Origin of the sequence: Gilliamella sp. B3817 (genome assembly GCF_026536705.1) — a bacterium.
GTDB lineage: Bacteria > Pseudomonadota > Gammaproteobacteria > Enterobacterales > Orbaceae > Gilliamella > Gilliamella apicola_I.
Genome location: NZ_JAFNNV010000012.1, coordinates 23,050 through 44,859 on the forward strand (window position 1 = coordinate 23,050; position 21,810 = coordinate 44,859).

A 21,810-nucleotide genomic window follows, 5' to 3' on the forward strand; every position below is an offset into this window, starting at 1 on the left:
TTAATTTGTTAATTTATTCAAACTTGTCAAAGAAAAAAGTTTTTTTGATAAAAAATGATAAAGGGAAAAAATTGATTTGTGAATATAAAAAAACTACCCGCGTAAACGGATAGTTTTTTCAAATATTTAGTTTGTGTGTAAGGAAAGAATTACATCATTCCGCCCATACCACCCATGCCGCCCATACCAGCAGCACCTAAATCAGCTTTATCATCTTTAGGTAAATCAGTAACCATACATTCAGTTGTGATCATAAGACCAGCAACAGATGCAGCATATTGTAATGCACTACGAGTTACTTTAGTTGGATCTAAAATACCCATTGCAATCATATCACCATACTCTTCAGTTGAAGCATTGTAACCATAGTTACCTTTACCACCTTTAACTGCGTTAACAACAACAGATGCTTCTTCACCACAGTTAGTGACGATTTGACGTAATGGTGCTTCCATTGCACGAAGTGCAACTTTGATACCTACGTTTTGATCTTCATTCACACCTTTTAGCTCAGCAATCGCTGAAGCAGCACGAACTAACGCTACACCACCACCGGCAACAACACCTTCTTCAACAGCAGCACGAGTTGCATGTAATGCATCTTCTACACGTGCTTTTTTCTCTTTCATTTCAACTTCTGTTGCTGCACCAACTTTAATTACTGCAACACCGCCAGCTAATTTAGCCACACGTTCTTGAAGTTTTTCTTTATCGTAATCAGAAGTTGATTCTTCAATTTGTTTACGAATTTGTTCAACACGAGCATTAATTAAAGACTCTTCACCCACACCATCGATGATAGTGGTATTGTCTTTGTTGATAACAACACGTTTAGCTTGACCTAAATCTTCTAATGTTGCTTTTTCAAGCTCTAAACCAATTTCTTCAGAAATGACAGTACCAGCTGTTAAAATAGCGATATCTTGTAACATTGCTTTACGACGGTCACCAAAGCCTGGTGCTTTTACTGCTGCAACTTTAACAATACCACGCATAGTATTTACCACTAATGTTGCTAATGCTTCACCTTCAACATCTTCAGCAATAATTAATAGTGATTTACCCGCTTTTGCAACCGCTTCTAATACCGGTAATAATTCACGGATATTAGAGATTTTTTTATCAACTAATAAAATATATGGACTATCTAATTCAACCGTTGCTGTTTCTGGTTTATTGATGAAATAAGGTGATAAATAACCACGATCAAACTGCATACCTTCAACCACATCAAGTTCGTCTTGTAAACCTGTGCCGTCTTCAACAGTGATAACACCTTCTTTACCTACTTTTTCCATTGCTTGTGCAATTAAAGTACCCACAGTTTCATCTGAGTTAGCAGAAATAGTACCAACTTGTGCAATTGCTTTAGAATCTGCACATGGAGCTGATAATTTTTTAAGCTCTTCAACAGCTGCAACGACTGCTTTATCGATACCACGTTTTAAATCCATTGGATTCATTCCTGCAGCCACTGCTTTCAAGCCTTCGTTAACAATAGCTTGAGCAAGCACAGTTGCCGTTGTTGTACCATCACCAGCAGCATCATTTGCTTTCGATGCAACTTCTTTAACCATTTGTGCACCCATATTTTCGAATTTATCTTCTAATTCGATTTCACGAGCAACTGAAACACCATCTTTAGTGATAGTTGGAGCACCAAATGATTTATCTAAAACGACGTTACGCCCTTTAGGACCCAAAGTCACTTTTACTGCATCAGCTAATACATTCACGCCTTGAAGCATTTTAACGCGAGCGTCATTACCAAATTTTACATCTTTAGCGGCCATCTTCGTATTTCTCCTAAATTCTGTATATAATTTAAATTAGTTGCCAGTTATGCTTGTACAATAGCTAAAATATCGCTTTCAGACAGGATAAGCACTTCTTCATTATCGATTTTTTCTGTTTTAACGCCATATCCTTCATTGAAAATTACGATATCACCAACTTTAACATCTAGCGGTTGTACTTGACCATTTTCTAAAATGCGACCATTACCAACAGCTAAAACTTCACCACGTGTTGATTTACCTGCAGCTGAACCTGTTAAAACAATACCGCCAGCTGATTTTGATTCCACTTCTTTACGTTTAATGATCACACGATCATGCAATGGACGAATTTTCATTAGTTATCTCCTAGCACTAATATTTAAATAGATGATAATTAAAAATAAATCATAAAATTATGATTTTAAAATGTAGTGAAGTTTACATGGGGGTCTTTTTTATATTCTTCAAGTGAGGAATTTCAAAAAAATGACCAATTGATTATTTATTCATCATCTTTCCGAATAAATTCTCCTTCAATAATCTCATCAGATTGATTAAAGGATCTTGATGAATCAACGCTAGATTGAATAGGCATTTTTTTTACAATTAATTTCACTAAATAATTTTGTACGTAAGGAATTAATAAAATCACTCCTAATATATCAGTCAAAAATCCCGGAATCAGCAGGAAAAAACCAGCAAATAGCAAAGCGACATTTTTAATTACTTCGTTTTTCAAACTTTGATGATTAGCCATTTTTTGTCGCATAATACTAAAATTCTTTAAACCTTGTGTTTTAACTAAAGAAAACCCAATAAAGGAAGTAGCAATAATACAAATTAGAGCAAGGAATACTCCAATTGAATCAGCAACCTTTATGAAAAAACTAATTTCGAAATAAGCATAAATGAAAAAAAGAATACACAAGAAATATCGCATGTAACAATTCCCTTAAAATAATGTGATATTGTTAGATATTAGTAATAATATAAAGCCAATAAGTTATTTTTCAACCAAACAAACTATTTTTTAAAAAATATATCACAAAAAGAATTGACGAATTATCACAGATCGTGTTTAATACACCTCCATTGTTGCCCGGATAGCTCAGTCGGTAGAGCAGGGGATTGAAAATCCCCGTGTCCGTGGTTCGATTCCGCGTCCGGGCACCAATTCTAAAAGAACACCAGCGAAAGCTGGTTTTTTTGTGTTTAAAGTCTTTTCATAAGCATTTCCACTTGTTTGAATGTTTAATTTTTGTAAATGGAAAAACAAAAATCATTTTGAATAAAAATACATCAATAAAATCACAGTAATAATTGATAAATAGTTTTGTACTCTTATAAATTAATTAAAATTTCTTCGTCTCACTAAACCTTGTAATGACGTAATAAACGAAGCTAAAGTATAAACTAATTACTAAATTTTTATCAGGCAATAGCTAAAAAGCTTAATAGGTACCACTTTTATATCAATGTTCAAAAATATTTTTCATCTTGATTCCTCTAATAGCTTAATCAATTAAAATATTAAAACTAATCATTTAAACTCCTATTATTTAGGAGATAATAATAGTGGGATTGATAGGTATGTGATCAAAAATTAACTTTGTCACCTTTACGTTAAAAAATGATATCTAATTATAAGTTAAATCGATTCTTTAGCCACAAGATATGAATTGAACTAAAGACTGTTCCTAAACCATTAGAACAATATTTTATACTAATCAGCAAAACTCAAAGTAAATTATGAAAAGTTATTTTAGTAGTATTAACTCATTAGTATTTACTGATATCCAATTATATTACTGAATATATTAATTTTATAATTTAAACAATTTTGCATGTAAGCTTAAAAAATAGATTTGTTTAGAAATCGAAATTTATAACAAACCTTTTAATATCTTGAAGTAAATTTATTAAATTCTGCAGCTAATTTTATTTACCTACAGATAACTTAGATTACATACAAGATTTATATGATGCCATTAATTATAAACTTTAATTGACTACTGCTAATATTAATTTGATCTAAAAAATCAGGTAAATCGGTTAATAACTTATATTATGAAAAATATAAGTAAGAGTGGCGTTTCATCCAATGAAATGAATTTTATTTTAGTAATGATGGAAAAATGATAGCTGAAGAGTATTGTATGTCGTTACAAATATTTTGAATGATTAATTAGTAATGTAAAAAATTATGTACAATTTTTTAAGTTATGTCATCTGAAAACTTTATTTTAATTCATATTATGAAAATTTTATAATATTTTAATTAATTTTTTGTATTTAAACTGTATTTTTTTTGTTAAAAAAACTATTATAAAAAAATTGAACTTAAAAATAATTTTACCATATTTTAATTACTGGACGGTATAAAAGTTGATAAGTAAAAGGACTATAAATGAATAGTTTAGAAACAATGTTTAGTGGAAGAGTATATAAAATTCCCAAAAACCAAAGAGGTTATAGTTGGACGAAAAAAGAAATTCTAGATCTTTTTAGTGATCTAGAATTAATGGGAAATAAAGCTCATTATTTAGGTACTATAATTTATACAAAAATAAATACAAAAGATGGCGCTTTCTCAGATGAAATAACCCACATGCCTACATTTCGTTTTATTTTAGAAGATGGTCAACAAAGATTAACTACTTTTTTATTAATTATTAATGAGTTAAGAAGACGATTTCTTGAATTAGATCAAAGAGAAACGGTTGAGTCTGAAAAGTTGAAAAGTTTAATTGTTTACAGTGATGGGTCAGAAAAACTTAGAATCGAAAATGAAAATAGAGTTTTAAATGAATCTTTAAGTCATTATTTACTAGGATATCCTTCTCTTCCAGCAGAAAAAATTTCTCCTATGCGATGTTTAGAAAATGCAAAAATTCAGATCGCAGAAATAGTAAACTTAATTCAAACAAGAGAAGAATTAATAAAGTTAAGAAATAAAGTATGTCATCAAATTCAGATAATTAGTGTCGATCTTGCTGATGCTAGTATTGATAGATATCTAACATTTGATGCTATAAATTCAAGAGGATTACCTTTATCTGAATTTGATAAAATAAAAAATTTTTGTATTTTGATTTGCGAAAAACGAAGTATAAAAATATCTGCCGACGAAAACTGGTTTCGAGCCATTTCTAATTTGGAAAAATTTGGGGTTAGCTCTAGAAATAATGAAAATTCTTTCATATCGGAGTTATTTTCTATTTATCATGGTTATAGTATTGGGACAAATGAAGTTCATAATAATTTTGTCAATGAATATCGAATTCTTCTAGAAGGAGAGAACACACAAAAGGAAATAAGTTTCAAAGGGTTTATAGAACATTGGATTAATTATTCTGAAGCTTTTGGTTTTATTAACTCAAAATATAAAGAAAAATTTTACGGTCAACTATGTTCAAAAGAATCAGGCGTTTGGCTAGACAGATTAGATAATTTGGGATTGCAAGGCATTACAAGAAAAATTATTACATCAGCATATTTGTTATATGCTAATAATTTGAGCAAAAACGATTTTGAAAATATCTGTCGAGCTTGTGAAATATATACATTCAGAATGCATGGATTACTTCGATATAGGGTAGATAAAAATTCAAAAGCAATTTTAGAGTTAGCCAATAAAATTCTGAAAAAAAATAAAACTACTATCTATATTATATCTCAAATCGGCTATCTATTAAATCAAAGTGCAAACCTTTCAGATTCTGTTTCTAAATTATTATCAGGTGAAATAAATTATAAATCCAGCATTAACTTATTATATTATTTTTTATATGAATTAGAAATTGGTCTATCGTCTCGATCTGTTAAACCTATTCCTTGGGCAAGGGCTGATGAGGATAAAAAAGAATCAATAGAACATATCTTACCACAATCTCATAGAGATGCTGATTGGTGGGAAAGCCATTGGCCTGATGAGTTAAAAGCAGAACAATATGTTCATCGCTTGGGAAACTTGGTTATCACAAAAGGCAACCAGGAATTAGGAAGAAAATCAATTAAATTAAAATTAGATGATCCTAATGGTTCTTATTCTTACAATTATAAAAATGCGACTAATTCCGAGAAAGAAATAAAAAAATATACAGATGGTTCTACATGGAAAGAAAGTGAAATCCTAAAAAGGGAATTAGACATGATAAAATTTTCTATTGAACGCTGGTCTATCCCTCTAAAAAATGATAATGGAATAATTAATATTCCCGAATCATATAAAGAGTTTGTACCCAAATGTAAAAATTTTAATATTTATTTCGAAGACGCATTAAACTTAGTTGCTGATTGTCATGATGATATAGAAGAATATGAATAAAAAAATTATATGAATTATAAGGATAAGTTATATGAAAGTAACCCCTCAATACAAATCATTTGGCGAGTTATTTAAAGAAGATAACGTTTTTTATACACCAAAATATCAAAGAGATTACTCTTGGGAATCTGAACAAATTTCTCAATTCTGTAAAGATATTGAAGAGGCTATATATTGTAAAGAAAATAGACAATCATGTGAACATTTTTTTGGTAGCATTGTTTGTGCCCAAAAAGAAGGAGTAGGGAAAAGGAAAATTAAAAATTTATTAGTCGATGGTCAACAACGCTTGTCTACAATTGTTTTATTTTTTTCTGTTATAAAAGAGTATTTAGAATCTTTAGATTATCAAGGAGAAGATACTAACTTCAAAGATAGTTTATTATCAGATATTAATAAATACTTTTTCTATCAGGAACGAAACCATAGAGAAACCAAAATATATGACAGAATAGAAATAGGCAATGCAGATAAAAACTTTTTTCTTATGACTATTAAAGGAGCTAATAACCCAACTCCAGAAAGAGATTCACATAAATTAATATTAGAAGCAAAAAAAGAATTCAAAAGGTTTATCACCGTCGACCTGTTTTCTGACAAAAGTATTGAGAAGCAATTTGACATTATCGATGAAATTATCAAAATTTTTGATGAGTCTTTTTTATTGATTCATATTATTACAACAAATATTGATGATGCTTATAAATTATTTATGGTTCTTAATGATCGCGGAATTAATTTAACTGAAGGAGAATTATTAAAAGCACACACCTTGGGTAATTATGATGAGGGAAAAGCACTAGTTCAGCAAATGTCTAACGATTGGGATTCCATTTTAGGTTACGATTCTAAAACAGTGAGTAATTATTTAAGGTGGTCTATTATTATGTTTACAGGTGAACATATAACTACCTCAACTGTTTTACAACAATTTAAGGAAAAATATTTTACTCAAGATTTAGATATTACTGAAATGGCCAATCGTGTTTCCTTTCTTAGAGAATGTACTGAAAAATTGAATTTATTATCTAATGCAGAGTGGACTTACGATGACTCTAGCTCAAATGATCAATCTTGGTATAAAAGTAAGTTAGAGTGGTTAATAAAAAAATTACAACATACACATATTATGCCTGTTTTGCTTGCTGCTAGTTTTTCAAAAGAAAATGAATTTAAACTTTTAGTAAGTGAAACATGCAAATTTTTTATACGCTATAAGGTTATCAGTGGCTTGCATGCAGCGGTCTTTTCATCATTATATTCGAAAATTGCTTTTCATATTTATACCAATAAAGAAAATTATACTATCGACTATTTACTAAACCAATATAAAAACATTATTGAGTTAAAGGATTCTGAAAATATACATTTTTCTAATGGAATTAGAGCACTGAGATATAACAGAAAAGGAGATAATAAACCCCTTAAATATTTATTAATTACATTAGAAGAAAATTGGCAATGGGTTAATAGTGGAGGTATTGGTTCGAGAAAAAATAGAATAAAAAAAGAAGATAGAAGCCGAATTTTTGAGTTTAGTCAAACTACTTTAGAACATCTTTATCCATATAATGCTAAAGAGGGAGATCGAAATAATGTTTTGGAAACCATGAAAAATCATATAGGAAATATTGCATTATTGGATATAAATAGAAATGCGAAAAATGATAATAAATCTTTTTCTGGAAAAAAGGAAAACTTTAAAAATACAGGTATAGGGATTCATAAACACTTATTAACTAAAAAAGATTGGACTAAAGAAGAAATCGATGAATTAACAGAACTATATATAAATTATAGTTGTAAAGTTTTTTCTTTTTAAAAAGTTATATGTTGATAAAGAGTTGATAAACAACCCAAATAAAAAAATTAAGCTATATATATTTTCTATTTTATTATTTAATATTTGGGTATAATAAATTAAAAAGGTCTTTATACATTTATTTCTATGTAATAAGAAATAAATCAGATAATAATTTAATCACTTGATATATCTATTTCAATAAAAAGGTTGAAAAGATAAGCATTAACTTTTTTTAATGTAATAAAAATATTTTTTAAAGCATTATTAGACAAATATAAAGGTTAATTACTTTATGGCAATAACTAAATTTAATAAATTTTTATGATTTCTTAAAGCCGCTATACCATCTTCTACATGCGCAGCCCAAGCTTTCATGAGCGCTTTACTATCAAGATCAGGATATATGAATCGTAGCAATAATTCAGTAATCCCTTCTAATTCTCCTAACCAAATTGATTTTTCTAAAACTAATAAACCATCTAGTTTTTTATCATTTATTTGGTACCTAAATCCCGATTCGATTGAACGATAAAATGCTAGGCGAGAAGATATATTTGGAGTTATTCCTGTTGCAATTTTAAGACGTTTTAATTGTTCTTCGGTTTGACGAGTAAGTTGCATCCTATTAGGTAACATTGAGTACCTCTTGATTTTTACTGAGTTGTGACTTTGACCAAAAATAACCACTATTTATTTCTGAAGAGTTAGTTTTGTTGTTGAAATTTATTTGGTAACAATGAGAAATATTATCTTTTAAATAATTTTCATAATAATTTTTATCAATCTCAGTGTCAGTTGATAAAATAATGACTTGTTCACTGGCGATAGGAAAATAATATTTAATTAATTTATCTCGATGTTGTGAATCTAACCGTCCAAGAGGTGTATCAATAATAACAGGTAATTGACGACCAGATGTTTTACCTAATGCTTCGAGAATAGCAATAGCATAAATCTGTTTTTCACCCGCTGATAAAGATTGTCGATTAATAAATTGACCATCGTTATCAACAAGTTCAACATCAAAGGTTTTTGTATTCACTTTAGCTGATAATTTTTCATGCTCCTTACGATTCAACCGTTTATATGCTGATAAAAATTTAGTCTCTAGAGCTTTGATTCTTGACTCAGTGAGTGAAACAGTATATTCCTCTAAAAGAGCTAAGCTATTTTTAGCATGGACAATAGCATTATTATCGTTATATTGTAAACGTATTTCATCATGAAATTTTTGAATTTGTTTTGTTCTTTCCAACGCTAATACTAACATTTTTCTAGCATCTTCAAGAAATTCATTATGATCATTGATTTTAGTGATTCTTTCACAATCGAGTTGCCTAATTTGTGAAAAAAGTTCAAACCATTGTTCATCTTCCGGCGCTCGATCAATATTTAGCGAGGCTTGCTCTAATTCGTTTTCAACAATAGTTAATCTGTTTAGTAATTGTTGAAAATGTATTTTTGTTTTATTAACATCAATTTGAATCATCTTTTGGTAAAAACCTAATTCACGCTCAGATATATCAAGTAAAACCTCACCAAAAGGCTTATTGGATAAATAATCATCTAATTGGTCTTTAATTGCTTCGCTAGCAATTTTAGCGGTAGTGGTTGAACGAAAGGCCATATCAGCTTGTAGTTTATTTAAAAAATGGTTTAGCTCAGTAACAAAATGTTTAGCCTGCTTCAATTCTACTTCTTGTTGTAATTGTTCAAATAAACTATTTAATGTTTTAGGCGCCAATGATAACGGGAAAACACCATCAAATTCTTGGCGAATTGATTTTTCAAGTGTTTCTTTTTCTTTAACAAGTGTATCAACCTTTTCTTTTTCTTTTGATTTGGTTAAAGCAAAAGCCCCTCCTTGAGCTGAAAATAATCTTTCTTTTTTCTGAATATTTTCGGCAATACTAGTTATTTGTACATAAATAAGATGGGCTGAATGCCTAAATTGCTCAGCCTTTTTAAGATAGGTATTTTTTTCGTTTTCTAATTGATTTAATATTTCTTGGTTTTTTACATCTAATGTATTGGTTGTATGTCTTTTTAGAAAAATAGTCAGATCATTACGTAATTTTTCAATGAGATCTAACCCAAATAAACGTCGTACAGCTGTTTGTAAAATTTTCCCAGATTCGTCTTCAGCTAAGGCTGCAATTTTTTCACCGTCAAAAAAGAATAAATCTGCAACGCCATTAGGAATTAATTCATTAAGAAAGCCCTGACATTGTTCATAATTTAATTCTTGTAATGGTTTACTGTTTTTTGATAAAAATAATTTGTCTTTTTGCCCTAAGGCCCAACTACGGCTTATTGTAAAGTCAGATGTTTCTCCCCCTTGATTATAAGCAAAAGTTAATTCAATTGAGGCACTTTTTTCTATTTTTTTAGTTTCTGCATTTTTATAAATGAGTTTAGAAAGTTGATCAAGGTAATCTTGATTCGTTAATACAGAATCAAAAGCCATTTTTCCATAAAGTGCTAAACGAATGGCAGTTAAAATTGATGTTTTACCTGAACCATTTAATCCCCCCAACAATATAATTGGTTTTTTAGTATTAGTTGGCGATAATTCAATCTCATGTGTTCCTTGAAAAACCCGAAAATTTTGTAAAACTAATTTTTTAATAATCATATTAATGACCTTCTACCAATAATGAAATTGAATTATCTATTTTTATAAATTCACTTTGTAAATTCTTAAGTTCATTTTCAATTTTGGTAAGTTCTTTTTGATGTAAGTCTTTTTCATGACGCTTTTGCAATTCAGATTGTTTTTTTTCAATGTCTTGTAAGCTTTTACCCCAATCTTGTTTCAATATATTTTCAATTTTATTAAAAATACCTTGTCGACGACTAAAGCCTTCTAGACTTATTTCAAGCTCAATTAATTTCATAACCATCTCAGCTTCAACATCATATTCAGGAGCAAGCTGTTTTAAAAGTTGAGCATCAGATTCATCAAAATGGGATTGATCATCAATAACCCAATTTAAATTCTTTCCATATACTTCTTTATAAATTTTAGGTAAAGAGTCACTCCAGTCTGGCTCATTAGGATCTCTCAACCACTCATGCCGAATTGCATGCAATTCTGGCTCTGTTATTAATTGAATAGTATGACCTTTTTTATTGAAATTCAATTCTATTTCTAAAAGTTGTTTTAACCATTGTTTTCTATACTTCATCCAATAAGGTCCAGGAACAATTTTTCGAGTAGTTGCAATATTTTCTCCTTCTTTAGCATATTGATAGCTTACTTTACCGGTTCGTCGTTTATAATTACGATAAATATCTTTTTTTTCTGGTTCTGTAGTCAATGATAAAAGGTCACGAAAATTTAACAATGGTAACATCCATTCCTCACCATTTTTAATTAAACTTTCCATAGCTCTATCTTTTTTCACCACAGTACATGTCCAGCATCCAAAACGAGAATTTCCGCAAGAAGGGGTGCTTTCATCAATAACTAGAGGGCATTCGCCTTGATCTGAAGAATCCATATATAGAGTCCAAAGAGGACGGTTATTTCCTCCCCATGGAGATTCCCATTCCTCAATATCATCAAGGGCATATTTGTATGCACCACGTAACAGTTTCCAAACATCCTCTACTTCCCATGTATCAATAGGAGTATAAATAAAAGCATTAGCCAAAGTAGTATGCCTTGCTAAATGAGAACCATCAATCTTATGTTTGGCTATAACTTGAGCACGTGAAGCACTTTCACTACTACGCGAACCAAGAATAACAATAACTTCATCAAATTGACTAATTTTATCTTTTATAAAATCACTAACTGGATTTATTTTCATTCGTTCGGTACACCACCGAAAACTTCTTGTAGGAGCTGGATAGCCTTTACCTAATAGATTAACCCAAAATGTTTCTTCTGTTTTCGGGACAACAGCATGACAAGTTATTGGTAAATTATCTCTTTTAGCGCCTTTTTCTATTTGCCCTAAAGTACGACTAATTAAATCAACAACCACTGGGGTTTCGACTAAAGTATCAGAAGAAACGATAAAGACAGATTTTGTCCTAAACTTAGGCTCTAGACCTAATAATGCTAAATAAATTAGAGTAATTACTGCAGAAGAATCTTTCCCTCCACTATAACCAATAACCCAAGGACGCTTATCTGAGCAATAAACTCTTTGAACTTCTGCTACATACTCAGCTAAAACTCGACCAGAAAAAATTTCTTTATTAATAAAATTCTCATAGTCATATAAATCATAAACTTGCTTTAATTTTACCATTGCTAATTCACTTTTTGCTCTAGTATTTTTTCCTCTTCTGTAAGAGGTAAATCAAAAGTAATTTTTAAAAAATTTGTTGTTAACTTTATTGAAGATATAGATTTACTCAATTTTCCATGTGACATCGTTCTGCGGATCCATTCAGGATTTGTTTTACGCCAATTGATTAATCTTAACTTTGATAATTCTTTTTTCCAGTTTAAAGGACTATTTTGTAGTAAACTTTGTCCAAGTATTCCTAAAGCATGAAGTCCAACTCCATGAGAATGAATAAATTCTTGGCGAAGTTTTAAAGCTGATACTTCTTTGTTTATTGCCATCTTCCAATCGGGCATATTAAGAAATACTTGATACCAATATTCAGTAGCTAATTTTTTTTCATCCTCAGAATAACTATCCTTTAAACCTTTCGATAAAAGAGCTCGAGTAGCTTGTCTAATACTACTTAAAGTAAATAATTTGTCTGATTGTGTTGATATAGTAGATCTTTCCATTTCAGTTAAACCAATAAACGGTTCTATTTGAGAAGCTAAATTACGAGCAAGCTCTGATGCATGATCTCGATGATCATAAAGCGTTGCTAAAGATGGACTCGGTTTTACAGCATATTTATTCAGATCAGCAAATATTTGTTGGCTTTTGACCAATCCTTGATCGATAAAAAATAGCACAGGGATATTGTCTTGACCTAGTTCTGGTTTTTTCTTAATTGCTTCTTCAATTGCTTTTCTTCGATGTTGACCATCATTTATTAAAATTTGAGAGTCCATAGGCACAAGCAACATACCTAAATTTTGTGCTTCTGAATATTCTTTAAACTCAACATTAACAGCTATTGAAGCAGTTAAAGCGGAAAATACATAATCTTTAGGATTATCTATTAAATATCTTACCATTTCTGGTATTCTTGATTTATTTAATGTTCTTTGCGCTCTTAGTTCAGGTTTTGCTTCTTTATCGTCGAAACTAAATATTTTAGGGATAATACGTAACGGGCATGTAGCTATATAGAAAGGTCTACCTGCTTGAATACCTCGTATAGCCGGAAAAGAGTAACAATAATTTGAATCAGGATTATTATTCATGATAAATCTTAGAAAAAAAATTATAGCAGTATATTACGTCATTTGTATACTTAAATAAATTGTTACGTTTAAATTTAACGTATATTAAAATATGCTATCGATAATTAATCAAAGTTACTATACATATTTTAACCAGCTTTAAATTATTATAATTACCATATTGCCTTAAAAAATCAGAAAATTCATTTATATTTGAAATGATAAAACTTTAAAACTTTTTAGCACATAAAAAAACTCAATAACAAAACAATTTAGCTTATCAATTTAATCCCTTTCTCCCTCCTTATTCCAAATCCCCAAAAATATCTGAGAAACATGATTTTAAAACAGAAATTAAACGATAAATTTTTTAATAAATTCAGGCACAACTTGACTTGCTGGGCCGTAAATTTTGGTTTGAAATAAACTTTCACTTAAACTTGGCTCTAAATTAAGCTCAACAGTTTTAGCCCCCGATTGATTGGCAACTTTTACAAATCCTGCGGCAGGATAAACATTACCAGATGTCCCAATAGAAATGAAATAGTCAGCCTGTGAAAGTGCATCGTAGATTTTATCCATTTGTAATGGGATTTCTCCAAACCATACTATATGGGGGCGAATAAATTTATTTTGTTGATAATCGACATCTTCCAGACAATCGATAATCTGCCCTGTTTGTTCATTGCGCACTTTAAGTAATTCCCCGTGCATATGAATAATATTTTTAGAACCTGCTATTTCATGTAGATTATCTACATTTTGTGTGACCACTAATACATTTTCACTGCCCAATTTGTGTTCCATTTCAGCTAAAGCAAAATGAGCTAAATTCGGTTTTACATCAGGACTTTGTAATTTTCTTCGTAGCATATTATAGAAGGAATGAACCGCAATGGGATTTCGACTATAACCTTCATAGGTTGCAACATCGTTAACATCATGCCCTTCCCACAATCCATTTTTCGCACGGAATGTCGATAGCCCAGATTCCGCCGATATACCCGCACCAGTTAAAATAACAATTTTAGGTGTTTTGATCATATTTTAGACTCCAGTATTCAAAATTATGCCGATTTAACTAAAATACTACTGACTATATTCCGTAGTAAACATGTTCAACGCGGGTTTGTTCAATTTCTGATACTTGCTATAGGCAGTAGCCACTTTCAATCGAATATTAGCTTTGCTTTCGCCTTTTAACCAAGCATCGATCATAGCGTGCACACTATATGCTTCCGGAGCCATAAGATGCATAGTTAAAATTAAGGGCGAAATCCCCAAACCAGATAACGGTTTCGAAAAATATTTTTGACTTTTACAAGCAAAAACGGCCGCATATCTCGATTTTTGTTGTTCTTGTGCGTCATTTGGAAGTGTTTCCCAACGCCAACTATCAGGCAAAAATTTATGCCAAGACCATTCCATTAAAGCATTATGACCAATATAAACGACTAAATCAGCTTTACCTCCAGCCGTTATTTTCTTGTTATCTATCGTAAATGATGATTGTTTTTTGCCTGCTGAATATTCTATAAAATCATCAATAGTATCATCTATGTATTTGCCATTATATGCCTGAGCAATCAGATAAACATCTTTGCTTCGATGCTTATATATAATCTCTTCTAATATTTTATCATCATCAGGTTTATTGATTTGTACTACTTGCCACTCTTTTTGTTTACCAAAGTAGGTTTTAAAACCATAGGCCGCCCCCCAATAAAGATTATTTTTTGGATCTTGACCATTACCGATTGCAGCCGGAACTGGTGCAATGCCTTGATACTTATTATCACATAATGCAACAACGACATGAATCACTTTGGGATCAGCAAAACATGAAAAAGATAAAACTAAACACATTAATGGCATTAATAATAGATATTTACTCGTTTTCTTCATTTGTTATCAATTCTCCATTCACTTCGTATTTTACAATTACATTATTTTTATACATCATTTCTGAACGAATACATGCCGGGGCGCCACCGACATTGTTTTTGGTCATGGTGTCTCTCCAAATTTCATTTTTTCTATAGATAACACCTTGCCTTTTAATAAAGGCATGCTGCTTTTCATAAACATGATAGCTGTATTGTCTTTCTTCATCACATAATAGCTCACCTTCTAGTTGGTGCTCTCCAACATGAAGCATAATTTGAAACGTTTTATCGGTAGGATTATAAATAATAAGATCAATATAATTATAAAAAATAGCGGCACCCGAACCAAAAGGTAACACTCGACCATCATCAGGAAAAGGATCAAAGCTATGATTTGCTCGTTCGACTATTTGGAGTTCTGAATGGAGAGCTAACCAATGAATTAGATTACTAATCTGACATATACCACCGCCAATACCGGAACGAGCTACACCAAATGATAGTTCCATTCCATTCAAAAATCCTCGCTTTTTAGTTGGTTTTCCGACTAATCGGCAAAACGAAAAATATTCACCTGGTTTAATTAAGATTCCATTTAACGAATCCACTGCAATTTTTAGATTTGTGACTTTATTGTATTGAAGCTGAATATCGCTGTTACCCAATCGACGTATTAATTTGGATGTATGTTTTTTATAACGATATGGTAAACGTAAATCATGACTACGTTCTAAGCTATATTGACGCGAAGAACAATACCAGAACAAATGACGAAACAAACGACGCTGATTTACCCTTAACCAATAAAGTAAGGGATGATAACTTGATAACGGTTTAGACATTAATTGTTTTTTATCTTAAATTCCAATAAGATAAATTATAACATTAGTACTATTTTTTGAGAGAAGAGATACATAAACTTTTAATAATAAACTAAAAGATATCTTAAAGAAGTTATATTATGATTTAGTACGTTAAGGATGAATAAAATGAAAACAATAGGTTTAATCGGCGGGATGAGCTGGGAAAGTACCGTGACTTATTATCAAGTTATCAATCAAAAGGTAGGACAATCATTAGGAGGATTACATTCAGCGAAAACACTTTTATATAGTGTCGATTTTCAAGAAATTGAACATTGCCAAGCCAATGGTGAGTGGGATAAAAGTGCGCTTATTTTAATTGATGCAGCGAAAAGGTTAGTGCAAGCTGGTGCAGATTTTATCGTGATTTGTACCAATACTATGCACAAAGTCGCAGATCAGATTCAAGCAGCCATTGATATTCCCATTCTTCATATTGCTGATGTTACGGCACAGCACTTAATTAAAGAAAATATTCAAACCGTTGCTTTGCTTGGAACAAAATATACGATGGAACAAGACTTTTATAAATCAAAACTGATTAATAAAGGTTTAAAAGTGCTGATTCCCGATGAGCAAGGTAGAATGATCATCAATCAAATTATTTATGATGAACTTTGCCATGGTATCATTAACCCTACATCGAAACAAACCTATCTTAATATCATTGATAAGCTAGTTATAAAAGGAGCCCAAGGAGTGATACTTGGTTGTACGGAGATTGGTTTATTAATTTCTCAAGCAGATCACAAGATCCCTTTTTTTGATACAGCTCTGTTACATGCTCAAGAAGCAGCATTAAGCGCAATAAATAAAGGTTGTTTTTAATCCTATAGCAGATGGCAATCTAAATACTTACCGATTGCCTTTAATATAAAATCGCTACGAAAAAATTCTTGATTTTAACTGATATGAATAATATGCATTTTCAACAAAAACTAATTAACTTTTTATTGTGCGCTTTGAAATCAGTTATTATAAGCACATAAAAATTCTTTTGAATGGATACGCTAAAGAATCCTTGTTTAATGTTTCATTGAAATTAGCGTTCCTCTATAGCGCCTCGCATCGCAGAATAGGCCGCATTACATTCACCTTTAATCACATCTGGATTTTTTTCAACCATCTGTCTAAACTCCTCAATACTTTTTTTAATTGACTCTTCAGATTCGGCAGGCAGTTGTGATGTATTTTGTAAATCCAAAATCAATGCAATATAGCGATCACATTCAACTGCACCAGTATCTATTTTGATAGTTCCTAGGTCATGTTTATTTTTTTCATTACAAGCAACAAGATTTGCAAACAGAAGGCTTAATAAAATACTTTTAGTAATTTTTTTCAACATTTCTTATTCCTAAATTAGTAAGTCATTTACATAAATATATTTATGCAATGTGGTCATAAATAAAGATTATTTTTTATTTATAACATATTTATATGTTTTTTGGATGAATTTTGATAATAGTATTTTAAACCCCTATTAACTGTAATTTAAAGATTTTATTCATAAAAAAAGCCTTACTGCTTTTCCAGCAAGGCTTATAAAAGTAGCAGTTAACAAAAAGCTTATGCTTCTATCGCAACACGTAGTTTTTTCATAGCATTTTTTTCAAGTTGGCGGATTCGTTCAGCCGAAACACTATATTTATCAGCCAAAACTTGCAACGTTGATTTACTATCATCAGCATCTAACCATCGAGCTTTAATGATATCTTGGCTACGTTCATCTAATTGTGATAAAGCATCATGTAACTTGTCGGTTGCATCATTTTCCCAATTATCATTTTCAATTGATTTAGAGAAATCTGAATTACTATCTTCTAAATATAATGCCGGCGCAACAACTGCGTTATCATCATCATCGCTATCGACATCAAAGGACATATCTTGTGCAGACATACGCGATTCCATTTCAAGCACATCTTTACGGCTAACACCTAATTCATCAGCAACCATATCAACTTCAGCACTATTAAACCAACCCAAACGTTGTTTATTTTTTCTTAAATTAAAGAATAATTTTCTTTGTGCTTTAGTCGTTGCAACTTTAACAATACGCCAGTTTTTTAACACATACTCATGAATTTCAGCTTTAATCCAATGTACTGCAAATGACACTAAACGAACGCCCATTTCAGGATTAAAGCGACGTACTGCTTTCATTAGACCAATATTACCTTCTTGTATCAAATCTGCTTGTGGTAAACCGTAACCAGAATAACCACGGGCGATGTGCGCAACAAAACGTAAATGCGATAAAATTAATTGTCTTGCTGCATCAACATCATCATGATAGTAAAGTCTTTCGCCTAAAGATTTTTCTTCCTCAGCAGTTAGCATAGGATAGGTATTAATCAAGCGAAGGTAAGATTCAATATTGCCTTGTGGGATTAAAGCACCTACTTGCATTTTTAAATCAGTACTCATTTAATTCCCCCTTTATTTAAACTTTTTTTGTTGTATTTATTTTTGATTACAACAATATAAAACTTTATACAGTTTTAAACTTTTAATATTAGACAGTTAAAATGTAATTTAGTTCACAATTAGGTTTAAAATAAAAAAATATTTATAAAAATATTAATCACCTTTTCTACTTAATACTATTAAGAAGAACTATCTTAATTAACTAATTTTTAAATATCTTTTTGTTGTAATAAGTGATGATAACCATCCTATCACAATTGTAATTAATACAATTAGCAAGACTTCATCCCACAATAACCCTTCTAGTGAAAATACTGTTCCGAATTCATTTGAGACATTTAATATAATAGATTCTATCTGAAAAATAAATATTTCCGATAAAACGACAGAAAATAAAGCACTTATAAATCCAATAAACATTCCACTATACAGAAAAGGGCGTAAAATAAAACCTTCGGTAGCGCCTATTAATTGCATAACAATAATTGTTTGTTTTCGGGCAAAAATACTTAAACGAATACTATTTCCAATAACCAGTGATACTGCAATAATCATAAATATTGCAATAGCCCAAACTATTGCTTTAACCATATCAGTTAAAGCTGTCAAACGAGTAAACCAGCTATCGTCTAGTTTGACATCATCGATACCATCAATTTTGAAAATTTCTGATTGTAATTTATGAAGTATTTCTGTCTTTTTTGCTTCTGGTTTAGGAATAATAATTGCTACCGCCGGCAGTGGATTTTCTTCTAATAAATCTAATGCACTACTGAATCCAGACCATGAAATAAATTCTTCTTTAGCATCATCGCGTGAAAGATAATTAACTTTTTCCACCTCTGAAAGAGATTTGATTTTTTCAATTAATTCGTCAGTTTGCTCAGCATTAAATGTCTTGCTTATATATGCCGTTAAATTTGGCGTTGGAGACCACCGATGTGCAGCTTGATTCGCATTTTTCCATAATAAATAGCCGATTGTTGGTAAGCTTATTGAAATTGCTATAACTAAAATTGTCAGTAGTGATGTTAAAATATTTTGTTTGAAATGATTAAAAACATTTTGCCATGCATAACTTATTTGTCTTTTCCAACGACCTAAAAAGTGACTTTTATTTTTAGAAGTTGCTTTGGCTGATCTGACATTAGCGTTTATCATTAATATTAGCCCTCTAAACGCCCTTGATTTAAATGAAGTATCCGGTGGTGTTTTCGACGAATAAGCCCAATATTATGCGTTGCCATTAATACCGTTACGCCAGCTTGATTAAATTCTTCAAACAATTTTAAGATATCTTTTGAAAGTTTATCATCAAGATTACCTGTAGGCTCATCGGCTAATAACACACTGGGACGATTAACAATCGCTCTTGCAATCCCTACCCTTTGCTGTTCTCCACCAGATAACTGAATGGGATAGAATTTAGCTTTATTGATTAATCCAACTTTATCAAGCGATGCAGAAACCCGTCGTCGGATTTCTTCAACTGGTTTACCTAAAATGATTAAAGGAATAGCAACATTGTCATAAACAGTATGATCCATAAGTAATTGGTGATCTTGAAAGATCATACCTATTTTTCGCCGTAAAAAAGGCATATCCTGCTTTCGTAACGTTGACACATCAATGTTATTAAGCATTACTTTACCATCATTCGCTTTTTCCAAACCACAAATAAGACGCATTAAGGTGCTTTTGCCAGCACCCGAATGACCTGTTAAAAATGCCATTTCACCTGTTGATAATGTAAAGTTTATATTCTGCAATGCAGGTCTTCCGCCAGAATAAACTTTACTCACATGTTGAAATTGGATCATAGCCTCTCTCTATTCATCTGTTTCATCAAACAGTGCGTTAATAAAATCATCAGCGTTGAAAGGTCTTAAATCTTCAATTTTTTCGCCAACACCGATATAACGGATAGGGATATTAAACTGATCAGCAATACTAAAGATAATACCTCCTTTTGCGGTACCATCTAATTTAGTTAAGGTCATGCCTGTTAATCCAACTGCTTCATTAAATAATTTAGTTTGGCTAATTGCGTTTTGTCCAGTGCCTGCATCAATTGTTAACATGATTTCATGTGGTGCAGTTTCATCATGTTTTTTTATCACTCGAACAATTTTTTTTAGTTCATCCATTAAATGTGATTTGTTTTGTAAACGACCTGCAGTATCAGCTATTAGAACATCAATATTTTTAGCTTTGGCTGCTTGAATGGCATCATAAATAACTGAAGCCGAATCCGCATTAATATGCTGTGCAATTACCGGAATATTATTTCGTTCTCCCCATACTTGTAATTGTTCAACCGCTGCAGCACGAAATGTATCACCTGCGGCAAGCATAACAGATTTACCTTGTTGTTGAAATTGACGAGCTAATTTACCTATTGTTGTTGTTTTACCGACACCGTTAACACCAACCATTAATATCACAAATGGTTTATGAGTTGAAATATCCAGCGGTTTATCAACTCCATTTAACACAGATTTCATTTCTTGCTTTAATAGTTCATGTAAAGCATCAGCATCTTTTAACGCTTTGCGAGAAGCTTGTTGAGTTAAAGCTGAAATAATTTTTTGCGTAGTTTCAAAACCAACATCTGCAATTAATAATTGTTCTTCAAGTTCTTCAAATAAAGCATCGTCTATTTTTTTTCCTCTAAATAAATTTAAAAAACCTGATCCTATATTTTGTTTTGTTTTAAAGAGACTTTGTTTTAGACGAGAAAAAAATCCCTCTTTTTTTTGTTCTACCATAAATAGTTATCCTATGATCATGATAAAGATCATTTTATCTTATTTTAGTATAAAGCCCAATTTATTCAGTACAAATAGATGAATATATTGATCTAGTTTATTCAAAAATTCTCTACAAAATAGTACTTAATTATCTGCTAGTTATTTTATAGATAAAGATTATTTAGGTTTATTGTTTTCCATTCACCTAAAGGTAAATTATGGCTGAATAAATTATATTGACCTATTTGGACTCTAATCAATCGTAAACATGGAAAACCAACTGCAGCACACATCCTTCGAACTTGTCGATTTTTACCTTCTGTTATAGTGATACTTATCCATGATGTCGGAATAGTTTTACGTTCTCTAATAGGAGGCACTCTTTGCCATAGGAGTGTTGGTTCTTGCAAAATAGTTGCTAGTGCAGGTGCAGTATAAAATTCTTTTAATTGAACACCACGCTTTAATTTATCTATTGCTTGTTGAGTAATTGATCCTTCAACTTGAACCCAATACGTTTTTGGTAGCTTAAATTTTGGTGAACTAATTTTAGCTTGTAGTTTACCATCGTTTGTTAATAAAAGTAATCCTTCACTGTCAGTATCTAATCGTCCAGCAGGATAAAATTTGGGTAATGAGATAAAAT

The 21,810-nt window shown here is 31.0% G+C and carries 18 protein-coding genes, 1 tRNA gene and 1 pseudogene; 4 read left to right on the forward strand and 16 right to left on the reverse strand.

Going from position 1 to position 21,810, the window contains the following annotated elements; genetic code table 11:
* Nucleotides 1-149 precede the first annotated feature (149 nt).
* The 3 genes from groL to J3U36_RS10875 form a co-directional block, all read right to left on the reverse strand.
* A complete protein-coding gene (gene groL, locus J3U36_RS10865; protein ID WP_267380053.1) occupies nt 150-1,793 on the reverse strand; it encodes a chaperonin GroEL in 1,644 nt (547 codons plus the stop codon).
* Nucleotides 1,794-1,840: 47 nt separating this feature from the next.
* Nucleotides 1,841-2,134 (reverse strand): co-chaperone GroES, encoded by a 294-nt coding sequence (locus J3U36_RS10870; protein WP_034915350.1) that lies wholly within the window; start codon nt 2,132-2,134, stop codon nt 1,841-1,843.
* 146 nt (nt 2,135-2,280) lie between these two features.
* Complete coding sequence (locus tag J3U36_RS10875; RefSeq protein ID WP_267380051.1) at nt 2,281-2,718, reverse strand: FxsA family protein; 438 nt, start codon at nt 2,716-2,718, stop codon at nt 2,281-2,283.
* 157 nt (nt 2,719-2,875) lie between these two features.
* Between J3U36_RS10875 and J3U36_RS10880 the strand changes: the two genes are divergently transcribed.
* The 3 genes from J3U36_RS10880 (at nt 2,876) to J3U36_RS10890 (ending at nt 7,927) form a co-directional block, all read left to right on the forward strand.
* Nucleotides 2,876-2,951 (forward strand) — tRNA-Phe (locus tag J3U36_RS10880).
* Nucleotides 2,952-4,185: 1,234 nt separating this feature from the next.
* Nucleotides 4,186-6,105 (forward strand): DUF262 domain-containing protein, encoded by a 1,920-nt coding sequence (locus J3U36_RS10885; RefSeq protein WP_267380049.1) that lies wholly within the window; start codon nt 4,186-4,188, stop codon nt 6,103-6,105.
* Between the two features lie 31 nt (nt 6,106-6,136).
* Nucleotides 6,137-7,927, forward strand: a complete 1,791-nt coding sequence (locus J3U36_RS10890) for a DUF262 domain-containing protein (protein WP_267380047.1) — start codon at nt 6,137-6,139, stop codon at nt 7,925-7,927.
* Nucleotides 7,928-8,194: 267 nt separating this feature from the next.
* On the opposite strand, the gene dndE is transcribed toward J3U36_RS10890, so the two are convergent.
* From dndE to J3U36_RS10925, 7 genes are all read right to left on the reverse strand, one after another.
* Nucleotides 8,195-8,545, reverse strand: a complete 351-nt coding sequence (dndE, locus tag J3U36_RS10895) for a DNA sulfur modification protein DndE (RefSeq protein WP_267350036.1) — start codon at nt 8,543-8,545, stop codon at nt 8,195-8,197.
* Nucleotides 8,535-10,544 carry a DNA sulfur modification protein DndD gene (gene dndD / locus J3U36_RS10900; RefSeq protein WP_267350038.1) on the reverse strand — a complete coding sequence of 670 codons (2,010 nt, stop codon included), beginning with the start codon at nt 10,542-10,544 and terminating at the stop codon, nt 8,535-8,537. Before dndD ends, dndE begins: the two co-directional genes overlap by 11 nt.
* Before the next feature lies 1 nt (nt 10,545).
* The gene (dndC, locus tag J3U36_RS10905) at nt 10,546-12,171 is read right to left on the reverse strand and encodes a DNA phosphorothioation system sulfurtransferase DndC (protein WP_267380045.1); all 1,626 of its coding nucleotides are present in this window, start codon (nt 12,169-12,171) and stop codon (nt 10,546-10,548) included.
* Between the two features lie 2 nt (nt 12,172-12,173).
* Nucleotides 12,174-13,256 carry a DNA sulfur modification protein DndB gene (gene dndB / locus J3U36_RS10910; protein WP_267350042.1) on the reverse strand — a complete coding sequence of 361 codons (1,083 nt, stop codon included), beginning with the start codon at nt 13,254-13,256 and terminating at the stop codon, nt 12,174-12,176.
* Nucleotides 13,257-13,589: 333 nt separating this feature from the next.
* Nucleotides 13,590-14,279 (reverse strand): Sir2 family NAD+-dependent deacetylase, encoded by a 690-nt coding sequence (gene cobB / locus J3U36_RS10915; RefSeq protein WP_267380043.1) that lies wholly within the window; start codon nt 14,277-14,279, stop codon nt 13,590-13,592.
* 45 nt (nt 14,280-14,324) lie between these two features.
* Nucleotides 14,325-15,140, reverse strand: coding sequence for a hypothetical protein (locus J3U36_RS10920; RefSeq protein WP_267380041.1), 816 nt, complete (start codon nt 15,138-15,140; stop codon nt 14,325-14,327).
* Entirely contained in the window at nt 15,124-15,963 is an 840-nt protein-coding gene (locus J3U36_RS10925) for a VanW family protein (RefSeq protein WP_267350048.1), read from the reverse strand. Before J3U36_RS10925 ends, J3U36_RS10920 begins: the two co-directional genes overlap by 17 nt.
* Nucleotides 15,964-16,110: 147 nt before the next feature.
* Between J3U36_RS10925 and J3U36_RS10930 the strand changes: the two genes are divergently transcribed.
* Entirely contained in the window at nt 16,111-16,812 is a 702-nt protein-coding gene (locus J3U36_RS10930; RefSeq protein WP_267380039.1) for an aspartate/glutamate racemase family protein, read from the forward strand.
* 214 nt (nt 16,813-17,026) lie between these two features.
* Here the strand turns inward: J3U36_RS10930 and J3U36_RS10935 are convergent, their stop codons facing one another.
* From J3U36_RS10935 to J3U36_RS10960, 6 genes and pseudogenes are all read right to left on the reverse strand, one after another.
* Entirely contained in the window at nt 17,027-17,332 is a 306-nt protein-coding gene (locus J3U36_RS10935) for a hypothetical protein (RefSeq protein WP_267360518.1), read from the reverse strand.
* A 221-nt stretch (nt 17,333-17,553) separates the two neighbouring features.
* Nucleotides 17,554-18,414, reverse strand: a complete 861-nt coding sequence (rpoH, locus tag J3U36_RS10940) for an RNA polymerase sigma factor RpoH (protein WP_267360520.1) — start codon at nt 18,412-18,414, stop codon at nt 17,554-17,556.
* Nucleotides 18,415-18,612: 198 nt separating this feature from the next.
* Nucleotides 18,613-19,575 (reverse strand): permease-like cell division protein FtsX, encoded by a 963-nt coding sequence (ftsX, locus tag J3U36_RS10945; protein ID WP_267380037.1) that lies wholly within the window; start codon nt 19,573-19,575, stop codon nt 18,613-18,615.
* 5 nt (nt 19,576-19,580) lie between these two features.
* A complete protein-coding gene (ftsE, locus tag J3U36_RS10950; RefSeq protein ID WP_267360522.1) occupies nt 19,581-20,234 on the reverse strand; it encodes a cell division ATP-binding protein FtsE in 654 nt (217 codons plus the stop codon).
* A gap of 9 nt (nt 20,235-20,243) precedes the next feature.
* Nucleotides 20,244-21,167, reverse strand: a pseudogene (ftsY, locus tag J3U36_RS10955) (signal recognition particle-docking protein FtsY); the annotation flags it as partial.
* A gap of 161 nt (nt 21,168-21,328) precedes the next feature.
* Nucleotides 21,329-21,810, reverse strand: a 482-nt coding sequence (locus J3U36_RS10960) for a pseudouridine synthase (RefSeq protein WP_267385909.1), incomplete at its 5' end; no start/stop codon positions are given.